The sequence below is a fragment of the Sphaerisporangium flaviroseum genome (assembly GCF_039537005.1).
Lineage (GTDB): Bacteria > Actinomycetota > Actinomycetes > Streptosporangiales > Streptosporangiaceae > Sphaerisporangium > Sphaerisporangium flaviroseum.
Genome location: NZ_BAAAZR010000003.1, coordinates 169,989 through 181,310 on the forward strand (window position 1 = coordinate 169,989; position 11,322 = coordinate 181,310).

Here is an 11,322-nt window from a genome sequence, read left to right on the forward strand (position 1 = left end):
CGTGCGTCCCCCGTCCTCAATGCGTCCCACGGCCTGCCCGGTCCGCCCGCTCTCCGGCCTGGCGGCCCTGCTCGGCGCGCCGTCCGGCGGCTCTCGTGCGCCGCTCGCCGCCGTCACCGGCATCACCATCGACTCGCGCCAGGTGCAGCGAGGCGACCTGTACGTCGCGCGCCCGGGCAACACCGTCCACGGCGCCTCGTTCTCCGGCGAGGCCGTCGCCCGTGGCGCCGTCGCGATCCTGACGGATCCCGCGGGCCGGCAGGCCGCGGTCGCGACCGGCGTGCCCGTCCTGGTGGTGCCCGACCCGCGCTCGGTGCTGGGCAGGGTCGCCGCCTGGGTGTACGGCCGGCCGGCCGAGGGCCTGCTGCTCCTCGGTGTGACGGGCACCAGCGGCAAGTCGACCACCACGTTCCTGCTTGAGGCCGGGCTCCGGGCGGCGGGGCACCGCACCGGTCTCATCGGCGGGGTGGAGATCCACGTCGGCGAGACCGTCTTCGCCCCCGCGCTGACGACCCCGGAGGCCAGCGACCTGCAGGGCCTGTTCGCGCTCATGCGGGAGGACGGGGTCACCGCCGCCGCCATGGAGGTGTCGAGCCACGCCCTGGCCCTCGGGCGGGTCGACAGCGCCTTCTACGACGTGGCGCTGTTCACCAACCTGTCGCAGGACCACCTCGACTTCCACCGCGACCTCGACGACTACTTCCTGACCAAGGCCCGGCTGTTCACCCCCGAGCTGTGCCGGGCCGGCGTGGTCAACATCGACGACGACCACGGCCGCGAGCTGGTGCACATCGCCAAGGTCCCCGTCACCACGTTCTCCGCCTCGGGGGCCCCGGAGGCCGACTGGCGTGCGCAGGACGTGCGCCTCGGCGCCGACGGCAGCACCTTCCGGGTGATCGGGCCGGGCGGCATCGAGGCCGACGTGTCGGTGGCCCTGCCGGGCCCGTTCAACGTCGCCAACACCCTCGGCGCTCTGGTGACCCTCGTGGAGGCCGGTGTGCCGCTTCAGGCGGCCGTGCACGGCGTCGGGACGGTCATCGGCGTTCCGGGCCGTATGGAGCGCGTGCCGGGCGCACGGGGCTTCCAGGCGATCGTCGACTACTCCCACAAGCCCGGCGCGGTGGAGTCGGTGCTGCGGGCCCTGCGCGAGGTCACGTCCGGCAACCTGATCATCGTTCTCGGATGCGGCGGAGACCGCGACCGGGGCAAGCGCCCGATGATGGGCGAGGCCGCGGCCCGGCTCGCCGATGTGGCGATCCTCACCAGCGACAACCCGCGCTCGGAAGATCCCCTGCGAATACTCGGCGAGATGCTGGAGGGCGTCCTGGACGTGCCCGCGCACGAGCGGGCACATGTGATCATGGAGCCCGACCGGGCCGCGGCGATCGACCTGGCCATCGGGCGGGCCCGGTTCGGCGACGTGGTCGTCGTCGCGGGCAAGGGCCATGAGCAGGGCCAGTACGTCGACCGCGAGGTGCTGCCGTTCGACGACAGGCAGGTGGTCGCCGAGGCGATCGGCAGACGTGAGCACATGTGACGGACGGCGTTGTGCCAGGCTGAGCCGTGGCCCGGCCGGGCGCTCGGGGCGATGCGCCGGCCACCCGCACACCGACGACAGTTCGTATGGAGAGTAGGGAAGAACGAATGATCCCGTTGCCGCTGGCAAGGATCGCCGAGATCACCTCGGGTGCCCTCGCGGGCATGGCCGATCCCCGCGCCGTGGTCCGCGGGCCCGTCCTGATCGACTCGCGCGCCGCCGAGCCCGGATCGCTGTTCGTGGCGATCAGGGGGGAGCGGGCCGACGGGCACGACTTCGCCGCCCAGGCCTGCGAGGCGGGTGCGGTGGCCGTGCTGGCGAGCAGGCCGGTGGAGGCGCCCTGCCTGGTCGTGGGCGACGTCGTGACGGCGCTGGCCGAGCTCGCCGCGGCCACGGTCGCCGAGCTGCCGCGCACCACCGTCGTCGGCGTCACCGGGTCCGCGGGGAAGACCACCACCAAGGACCTGCTTGCGAGGCTCACGGGCCTGATCGGTCCCACGATCGCCCCGGTCGGCTCCTACAACAACGAGATCGGGCACCCTCTCACGGTCCTGAGGGCCGACCAGGACACCCGGTTCCTCGTGCTGGAGCTCAGCGCTCGCGAGGAGGGCCACATCGCCTACCTGACGCGCATCGCCCCGCCCAAGGTCGGTGTGGTGCTCAACGTCGGCACCGCCCATCTCGGCGTGTTCGGCGGTCGCGAGCAGATCGCCAAGGCCAAGGGCGAGCTGGTCGAGGCGCTGCCCTCCGACGGCGTGGCCGTGCTCAACGCGGACGACCCCTTGGTCAGGGCCATGGCCGACCGCACCGAGGCCCGCGTCAGCTGGTTCGGCCGCTCGGCCGACGCGGGCGTGCGCGCCGAGGACGAGAGCCTCGACGAGCGCGGCAGGGCCTCGTTCACGCTCAGGACCCCCTCGGGCGCCGCGGGCGTACGGCTGCGCCTCTACGGAGCGCACGCCGTCGAGAACGTCCTGGCCGCCGCCGCGGCGGCGTACGAGCTGGGCCTTCCGGTGGCGACCATCGCCGATGAGCTGTCACGGGCCGAACCGCGCAGCCGATGGCGCATGGAGGTCACCGACCGGCCCGACGGAGTGACCGTGATCAACGACGCGTACAACGCCAACCCCGACTCCATGCGCGCGGCGTTCCAGACCCTCGGCGTGCTCGGCAAGGATCGGCGCAGGTTCGCCGTGATCGCCTCGCTGCGCGAGCTCGGCGAGGAGAGCGACACCCTCAACGAGGGGGTGGGCCGGCTCGCCGCCGAGGCGGGCCTCACCGGGCTGTGGGTGGTCGGGGACGACGCCTTGCCGGTCCTCGCGGGGGCGAAGGGCGCGCCCGTCGTCCACGTGCCCGGCCCGGCCGACGCCGCCGCCGAGCTGGCCGCCCGGCTGCGCCCGGGCGACGTGGTGCTCGTCAAGGGCCCGCGCGCCGCCGGCCTCGAACGGGTCGCCGACGCCCTGCTGGGCGGTGATGCCCGATGATGGACGTCCTCGTCGCCGCGGCGGTGGCGCTGCTGTTGTCGATGCTCGGCACCCCGCTGGCGATCAGGCTGTTCAGCCGCAGAGGCTACGGCCAGAACATCCGGGAGGAGGGTCCTTCCGGGCACCACGAGAAGCGCGGCACGCCCACCATGGGCGGCACCGTCCTGGTCATCGCCGCGCTCATCGGCTTCACCTGCTCCCACCTGGCCACCTGGACCCCGCCCACGGTCTCGGCCGTGCTGGTGCTGTTCCTCATGGCCGGGCTCGGCACGGTGGGCTTCCTCGACGACTTCATCAAGATCTACAAGCAGCGGAGCCTGGGCCTGCGCAGCGGCGCCAAGGCGCTCGGGCAGCTCATCGTCGGCGCCGTCTTCGCGGTGCTGGTGGTCCGGTTCCCCAACGCCTACTCCATCACGCCGGCGGAGACGCGGCTTTCGTTCCTGCGCGACTTCGGCCCGTCGGTCGGCATCGTGGTCTTCACGATCTGGGTCCTGATCATGATCGTCGGCTTCTCGAACGCCGTGAACCTCACCGACGGCCTCGACGGCCTCGCCAGCGGCGCCACCGGGGTCGTCCTCGGCGCCTACGTGCTGATCGGCAACTGGCAGCTCCGCAACAGCTGCCTCAACCAGCTCGGCCCGAGCTGCTACTGGGTGCGCGACCCGCTCGACCTGGCGGTGGTGGCGGCCGCGGTCCTCGGCGCGCTCGTGGGCTTCCTGTGGTGGAACGCCCCGCCCGCGAAGATCTTCATGGGCGACACCGGCTCCCTGGCCCTGGGCGGGGTGCTCGCCGGGCTGGCGATCACCACCCGCACGCAGTTCCTGCTGTTCATCCTGGCCGGGCTGTGCGTCATCATCACCGCCTCGGTGATCATCCAGGTGGGCTTCTTCAAGATGACGGGCAGACGGGTGTTCCGTATGGCACCGCTCCAGCACCACTTCGAGCTCGCGGGCTGGGCGGAGACGACCATCGTGGTGCGCTTCTGGCTGATCGCCGTGCTGTGCGCCGCCGGCGGCCTCGGCCTGTTCTACGTCGAGTGGATGCCCAAGCAATGACCACCACCATCTGCGTGGCGGGGCTCGGGGTCTCCGGGATCGCGGCCGCCCGCAGCCTCGTCAGATCCGGCCACCACGTCATCGCGGTGGAGACCGGCCAGGGAGAGCGGCAGCGGGCCGCGGCCGCCGAGCTGGCCGGGCTCGGCGTGGAGGTGCGGTTCGGCGGCGGCCTGCCGCCCGAGGCCGCCATGGTGGTGACCTCGCCCGGCTGGCGGCCCGACCACCCGTTGCTGCTGGAAGCGGCCGCCAAGGGCGTCGAGGTGATCGGCGAGGTCGAGCTGGCCTGGCGGCGGCGGCCCGCCCACGCGGCCCCGTGGCTGGCGCTGACCGGCACGAACGGCAAGACCACGGCCGTGCGCATGCTCACCGCCATGCTGAGGGCAGCCGGCCACGAGGCGGCGGCCGTGGGCAACGTCGGCATCCCCATCGTGGAGGCCGTCGAGAAGCCCTACGACGTGCTCGCCGTCGAGCTGTCCAGCTTCCAGCTCCACTGGTCGGCAGGCCTGGCCCCGCGGGCCGCGGCGATACTCAACGTGGCCGACGACCACCTCGACTGGCACGGGTCGATGGAGGAGTACGCCAGGACCAAGGGCCGCATCTACGAACGCGCCGAGGTCGTGGTGTACAACGCCGACGATCCGACGGTCACCCGCCTCGCCGCGCCGTACGCCGAGGGCCGGTCGGCCGCTCGCTCCGGCGGGCCGTACGCCGAGGGCCGGTCGGCCGCCCGCCTCGGCGGGCCGTACGCCGACGAGGAGCGGGTCGCCGCCGTCCCCCTCGACGTGCCCGCGCGGACCACGGGCCTTTCACCGGACGTGCCCGTCAAGGTCGTCGGCTTCACCCTGGGGGTGCCCGCGCCGGGGCAACTGGGCGTCGTGGAGGACCTGCTGGTCGACCGCGCCTTCGTCGACGACCCGGTCGGGGCCGCCGAGGAGCTCGCGACGCTGGCCGACGTCCACCCGCTCGCCCCCCACAACGTGGCCAACGCTCTCGCGGCGGCGGCGCTGGCCCGCGCGCACGGGGTGCCGGCCGGCGCCGTACGCCAGGGCCTGCTCGACTACGTGCCCGACCCGCACCGCATCGCCCACATCGCCCGGATCGACGGCGTCGACTACGTGGACGACTCCAAGGCGACCAACCCGCACGCCGCCGCCGCGTCCCTGGCCTCCTATCCCGCGATCGTGTGGGTCGCGGGCGGCCTGCTGAAGGGCGCCGACGTCGATGATCTCGTACGTCGCGCGGCGGGCCGGCTGCGCGGGGCGGTGCTTCTCGGGACCGATCGGGGACGAATTCGGCAGGCTCTGGCGCGACACGCGCCGAATGTTCCGGTCGTGGAGGTCGAGGGGCAAGACACTGGGGTCATGGACCGTGTCGTCACCGAAGCCGCCCGGCTCGCCTCGCCGGGGGACACCGTGCTGCTGGCCCCCGCAGGCGCCTCGCTTGACATGTTCGCCAACTACGGCGCCCGCGGGGAGGCATTCGCGCGAGCCGTCCACCGCCTCGCGGCCCCGGCCGGCGGCTGAGCGCCCCATGACCCCCCTGAGGACACCGCGATGACCGACACCACGATCGGCGCCGAGGGCGCGGGGTGGCGCCGGGAGCGGCTCTCCGCCCTCGGTGAGCTGCTGAACCGCCCGCTCACCTCCTACTACCTCGTGCTCGGCTGCAGCGCCCTCCTGCTCGCGCTCGGCCTGATGATGGTCCTGTCGGCCTCCAGCATCGAGGCGCTGCAGAAGACGGGTGATCCGTTCTACTGGTTCCTCAAGCAGTCGCTCTCGGTCGGCCTCGGCATCCCGGTGATGTGGATCTGCTCGCGGCTGCCGCAGCGGTTCTTCCGGCTCGCCGGATACCCCCTGATGGCCCTCTCCATCATCGGCCTCATCATGGTCATCTTCATCGGCGAGTCGGAGCTGGGCGCCCAGCGCTGGATCTACATCGGCGGGCTCACCATCCAGCCGTCCGAGCCCGCCAAGCTCGGGCTGGTGCTGTGGGGGGCCGACCTGCTGGCGCGCAAGGCCAAGGGCGGCCTGATCGAGTGGCGGCAGCTCCTGATCCCGCTCATGCCAGGGACCGCGATCCTCGCCGTCCTGGTCATGCTCGGGCGCGACCTCGGCACCACCCTCGTCCTGATGCTGATCTTCCTGGCGCTGCTGTGGGTCGTCGGCGCGCCGCTCCGGCTGTTCGGCGGCATCCTGGCCGTCGCCTCGCTGGCCACCATCATCATGATCAGCGTCGAGGGCTACCGGTCCGCCCGCATCGAGGGCTGGCTCGACGTCTGGGGCAACGCCCAGGGGTCCGGGTACCAGGCGGCCCAGGGGCAGATCGCCATGGGCTCGGGCGGCTGGTTCGGGCTCGGCCTCGGCAGCAGCAGGCAGAAGTGGAGCTGGGTGCCACACGCCGAGAGCGACTTCATCTTCTCGATCATCGGCGAGGAGCTCGGGCTCATGGGCACCCTGCTCGTGGTCGCGCTGTTCGGCCTCCTCGGATACGCCGGGCTGCGCGTGGCCTCCCGGGTGAAGGATCCCTTCATCCGGTTGACGGCCTCCGCCGCCGTGGGCTGGATCGCAGGTCAGGCCATCGTCAACATCGGCGCGGTGATCGGCGTGCTGCCCATCACCGGCATCCCGCTGCCTCTGGTGTCGTACGGTGGTTCGGCGCTGCTGCCCACGCTGGCGGCGCTTGGCATGCTGCTGTCGTTCGCCAAGCGCGAGCCCGGCGCGGCCGCGGCGCTCGCCGCTCGTGGCCCCGGCCCGGCGGCGCGGGCTCTAAGCTGGCTTGGCCTGGGTCGCCCGCCGGCGAACATTCGCCGGCCTAAGTGGCTCCGGCCGACATCGAGGCACGTGAAGTGAAAGGACCGACATGAGGGTGGTCCTCGCGGGCGGCGGAACAGCCGGCCATATCGAACCCGCCCTGGCACTGGCCGACGCGCTCCGCAGGCAGGACCCGAGCATCGGGATCACCTGCCTCGGCACCGAGCGCGGGCTGGAGACCAGGCTGGTTCCCGCGCGGGGGTACGAGCTCGCGCTCGTGCCCGCGGTCCCGCTGCCGCGTGCCATCACGCCGCAGTTGCTGACCGTTCCCGGCCGGTTGGCCGGGGCGATCAACGCGGCCGCCGGCATCATGGACCGCGTCCAGGCCGACGTGCTGGTCGGCTTCGGGGGATACGTCGCCACCCCGGCCTACCTGGCGGCGCGGCGGCGTGGCGTGCCGATCGTGGTCCACGAGGCCAATCCGCGCCCCGGCCTCGCCAACCGGCTCGGCGCCCGCATCACCGAGCACGTCTTCACCGGCCACCCCGACGCCACGCTGCCCCATGCCGAGTACGTCGGCATCCCGCTGCGCCGGGAGATCGTCACGCTCGACCGGCTGTCGATGGGCGACAAGGCCAGGTCCTACTTCGGCCTGGAGAACGACCGGCCGACGCTGCTGGTCTTCGGCGGCTCGCAGGGGGCGCGTGCCGTCAACGAGGCGGCCCTCGCCGCCGCGCCCGTCCTGCGCCAGGCCGGCGTCCAGGTGCTCCACGTGATCGGCCCCAAGAACACCGTCGGCCAGGAGCCGCCGCCAGGCGATCCGCAGTACGTCGTGCTGCCCTATGTCGACCGCATGGATCTGGCCTACGCCGCCGCCGACTTCGTGTTGTGCCGCAGCGGGGCGATGACCTGCGCCGAGTTGACCGCCGTGGGGCTGCCCGCGGCCTACGTCCCGCTGCCACACGGCAACGGGGAGCAGAAGCTCAATGCGATGCCGATCGTCGCGGCCGGGGGAGGCATGATGGTGGACAACGCCGATCTGACCGCCGATTGGATCATCCAGACGGTGCTTCCGGTACTCCGTGATCCCGAGCGGGTCGTCGCGATGTCGGACGCCGCCTCCCGGATGGGCCGCAAGGACGCCGACGCGGTGCTGGCCCGCAAGGTCATCGAGGTCATCACCGCCGGAGGCCGCCGGTGAGCCTCGTCAAGCTGATCGAGCCGGTGGCGGCGGGAGATCTCGGCCGGGTTCACTTCATCGGCATCGGCGGGTCCGGCATGTCCGGCATCGCCCGCATCCTGCTCAAGCGCGGGGTGGCGGTGTCCGGGAGCGACGCCCGTAGCTCCCAGATGGTGGCCGAGCTGCGCGACCTGGGCGCCACCGTCCACGTGGGGCACGCCGCCTCGCACATCAGGCACGTCGACACCGTCGTGGTGTCCACCGCGATTCGCGACTCCAACCCCGAGCTGGGCGAGGCGCTGCGCCAGGGGCTGCGCGTCATCCCCCGCGCCGCGGCGCTCGCCGCCGTGATGGTCGGGCGCACCGGCATCGCCGTCGCGGGCACCCACGGCAAGACGACCACCACCTCGATGCTCACGGTCGCCCTGCAGAAGTGCGGGCGCGACCCGTCCTACTGCGTGGGCGGCCAGCTGGTGACGACCGGCCTCGGGGCCGACGAGGGCGCCGGCGACGTGTTCGTGGCCGAGGCCGACGAGAGCGACGGGTCCTTCCTCATGCTCGCCCCCCGCGTGGCCGTCGTGACCAACGTCGAGGCCGATCACCTCGACAACTACGGCGACCCGCAGGCGGTGCACGACAGCTTCGCCCGCTTCGTCGAGCGCATCGGCTCGTCCCTTGTGGTCTGCGCCGACGATCCGGGCGCCGCGGCGCTGGTCCCGCTGGCCCGTGCCCGTGGCCTGCGCGTGCGCACCTACGGCGAGGCCGAGGGCGCCGACGTCCGGGTCATCGGCATCGCCCCCGACGGGTTCGGGGTCGCGTTCTCGGTGGAGGGCAAGGGCGACGTCCGGCTGGCCGTGCCCGGCCGGCACAACGCGCTGAACGCCACCGCGGCCCTCGCGGTCGCCGAGGAGCTGGGCGTGCCGTTCGACGAGTTCCGCGACGGCCTGGCGGCGTTCACCGGGGCCAAGCGCCGGTTCGAGGCCAAGGGAGAGGCGGCCGGCGTGGCCGTCTTCGACAGCTACGCCCACCACCCCACCGAGCTGGCCGCCGACCTGCGCGCCGCCCGCGACGTGGTGGCGTCGTTCTCCGGGCCCTCCGGCCGCGTCATCGCGGTCTTCCAGCCCCATCTCTACTCCCGCACCCGCTTCTTCGCCGACGAGTTCGGCGCCGCGCTGGGCCTGGCCGACGAGGCGATCGTGCTCGACGTGTACGGGGCCCGCGAGGACCCCGAGCCCGGCGTCTCGGGCGCGCTGGTGGCGGGCAAGGTCCCGCTCCCCGCCGATCGGGTGGCCTACGTCTCCGACCGGGCCTCGGTCCCGGCCATGGTCGCCGAGCGTGCCCGTCCGGGTGACCTCGTGCTGACCATGGGCGCCGGTGACGTCACCGAGCTGGGCCCGCACATCGTCGCCGAGCTCGCCTCCCGGTGAGCCCGTCGGCCTGGCGCACGGCCTTCGCCGTCCTGCTCTCCTGCGGGGTGGTGGGGGCCGCCGCCTGGCTGGTGTTCTTCTCCCCGGTGCTCGGGGTGCGCGACATCGCGATCTCGGGGAACGCCGGGCTCCCCGACGACCAGATCCGCCGGGCGGCCGCGGTCCCCGACCACCAGCCGATGGCCACCGTCGATGTGGAGCTGGTCCGGCGCCGCATCGCCGCGCTGCGGCAGGTCGAGTCGGTCAGCGTGGAGCGCGGCTGGCCCGGCACCCTGAAGGTCCGGCTCGTCGAGCGACGGCCGGTGGCGGTGGTCCTCTCGGCGGGCAAGGCTTCGGTGGTCGACCGGCACGGGGTGGTGATCGAGATCAGGGACATCGCCCCGGCCGGCCTTCCCTCGCTCCAGGTCGGCCGCTTCGGCGAGGGCGACCCGGCCACCAGGGCCGCGCTCACGGTCCTCAGCGCGCTTCCCGCCGACCTGGCGCGCCGGGTTCAACTGGTCCGCGCCGTGTCGGCGGAGGATGTCTCACTTCGCCTGGGCGACGGCCGTACGATCATGTGGGGTGGGGCCGAGCGCACCCGCGACAAGGCGCGCATCGCGCTCACGCTGCTCCAACGCCCTGCCGACAGCTACGACGTCAGCTCACCGGATGTCGTGACAGTCAAGTGATATGCCGCACAGCCGGACAGGTTCCGGCAGGAGCGAAAGGGACAGGCCGCGACACGCCGGACGAGCTTGCGGCGCGGTGAGTTGACCCTGGGGGAGCGGCAACCCTACTGTCCGTATCATTCCTCAGGTTGACATAACTCTAAATCTCAACTTGAGGGTGAGAGTTAAACAAGAAGGTCCGGCACCGTTTCGGGCTTCACGTAATGCAAGTAAACGAGCGGAAAGGCCCCTCGTCGTGGCAGCACCGCAGAACTACCTCGCGGTCATCAAGGTCGTCGGCATCGGCGGCGGCGGAGTGAACGCCGTGAACCGGATGATCGAGGAGGGACTCAAGGGCGTCGAGTTCATCGCCATCAACACCGACGCCCAGGCGCTGCTGATGAGTGACGCCGACGTCAAGCTCGACGTGGGCCGTGAGCTCACGCGCGGCCTCGGCGCGGGAGCCAATCCCGAGGTCGGGCGCAAGGCCGCGGAGGACCACCGCGAGGAGATCGAAGAGGTCCTCAAGGGCGCCGACATGGTCTTCGTCACGGCTGGGGAGGGCGGCGGCACCGGCACCGGCGGCGCGCCCGTGGTGGCGAACATCGCCCGCTCGCTCGGCGCGTTGACCATAGGGGTCGTCACCCGGCCCTTCAGCTTCGAGGGCAGGCGCCGCGCGGCGCAGGCCGAGGCGGGCATCGAGACCCTGCGTGACGAGGTCGACACGCTCATCGTCATCCCCAACGACCGCCTGCTGTCGATCTCCGACCGCCAGGTCAGCGTGCTCGACGCCTTCAAGGCGGCCGACCAGGTGCTGCTCTCCGGTGTGCAGGGCATCACCGACCTCATCACCACACCCGGGCTGATCAACCTGGACTTCGCCGACGTGAAGTCGGTCATGTCCGGCGCGGGTTCGGCGCTGATGGGCATAGGGCACGCACGCGGGGACGACAGGTCCGTCGCGGCGGCCGAGATGGCGGTCTCCAGCCCGCTGCTGGAGGCGAGCATCGACGGCGCCCACGGGGTGCTGCTGTCCATCGCCGGTGGATCCGACCTCGGCCTGTTCGAGATCAACGAGGCGGCGCAGCTGGTGTCCAACGCGGCCGCGCTGGACGCCAACATCATCTTCGGCACGGTCATCGACGACGCCCTCGGCGACGAGGTGCGCGTCACGGTGATCGCGGCCGGATTCGACGAGGTCCTGCCGGAGAAGCCGGCCGCCGTGCCGCAGCCGGGGGGGTCGCC

Annotated in this window: 9 protein-coding genes; all 9 read left to right on the forward strand. The window is 72.4% G+C overall.

Annotated features, from left to right (window positions below):
* The first annotated feature begins 19 nt into the window (after positions 1-19).
* On the forward strand, positions 20-1,537 hold the full coding sequence (locus tag ABD810_RS11740) for a UDP-N-acetylmuramoyl-L-alanyl-D-glutamate--2,6-diaminopimelate ligase (RefSeq protein WP_344937914.1): 1,518 nt from the start codon (positions 20-22) through the stop codon (positions 1,535-1,537).
* A gap of 107 nt (positions 1,538-1,644) precedes the next feature.
* On the forward strand, positions 1,645-3,018 hold the full coding sequence (locus ABD810_RS11745; RefSeq protein ID WP_344937881.1) for a UDP-N-acetylmuramoyl-tripeptide--D-alanyl-D-alanine ligase: 1,374 nt from the start codon (positions 1,645-1,647) through the stop codon (positions 3,016-3,018).
* Entirely contained in the window at positions 3,015-4,073 is a 1,059-nt protein-coding gene (mraY, locus tag ABD810_RS11750; RefSeq protein WP_344937883.1) for a phospho-N-acetylmuramoyl-pentapeptide-transferase, read from the forward strand. The genes ABD810_RS11745 and mraY overlap by 4 nt, the downstream gene beginning before the upstream one ends.
* Positions 4,070-5,596 carry a Mur ligase family protein gene (locus ABD810_RS11755; RefSeq protein WP_344937885.1) on the forward strand — a complete coding sequence of 509 codons (1,527 nt, stop codon included), beginning with the start codon at positions 4,070-4,072 and terminating at the stop codon, positions 5,594-5,596. Before mraY ends, ABD810_RS11755 begins: the two co-directional genes overlap by 4 nt.
* 30 nt (positions 5,597-5,626) lie before the next feature.
* Positions 5,627-6,922 (forward strand): putative lipid II flippase FtsW, encoded by a 1,296-nt coding sequence (gene ftsW, locus ABD810_RS11760; protein ID WP_344937887.1) that lies wholly within the window; start codon positions 5,627-5,629, stop codon positions 6,920-6,922.
* Positions 6,923-6,932: 10 nt separating this feature from the next.
* On the forward strand, positions 6,933-8,024 hold the full coding sequence (murG, locus tag ABD810_RS11765) for an undecaprenyldiphospho-muramoylpentapeptide beta-N-acetylglucosaminyltransferase (protein ID WP_344937889.1): 1,092 nt from the start codon (positions 6,933-6,935) through the stop codon (positions 8,022-8,024).
* Complete coding sequence (gene murC, locus ABD810_RS11770) at positions 8,021-9,430, forward strand: UDP-N-acetylmuramate--L-alanine ligase (protein ID WP_344937891.1); 1,410 nt, start codon at positions 8,021-8,023, stop codon at positions 9,428-9,430. The genes murG and murC overlap by 4 nt, the downstream gene beginning before the upstream one ends.
* Positions 9,427-10,098 carry a cell division protein FtsQ/DivIB gene (locus tag ABD810_RS11775; RefSeq protein WP_344937893.1) on the forward strand — a complete coding sequence of 224 codons (672 nt, stop codon included), beginning with the start codon at positions 9,427-9,429 and terminating at the stop codon, positions 10,096-10,098. Before murC ends, ABD810_RS11775 begins: the two co-directional genes overlap by 4 nt.
* Positions 10,099-10,333: 235 nt before the next feature.
* Positions 10,334-11,322, forward strand: a 989-nt coding sequence (gene ftsZ, locus ABD810_RS11780; protein ID WP_344937895.1) for a cell division protein FtsZ, incomplete at its 3' end; no start/stop codon positions are given.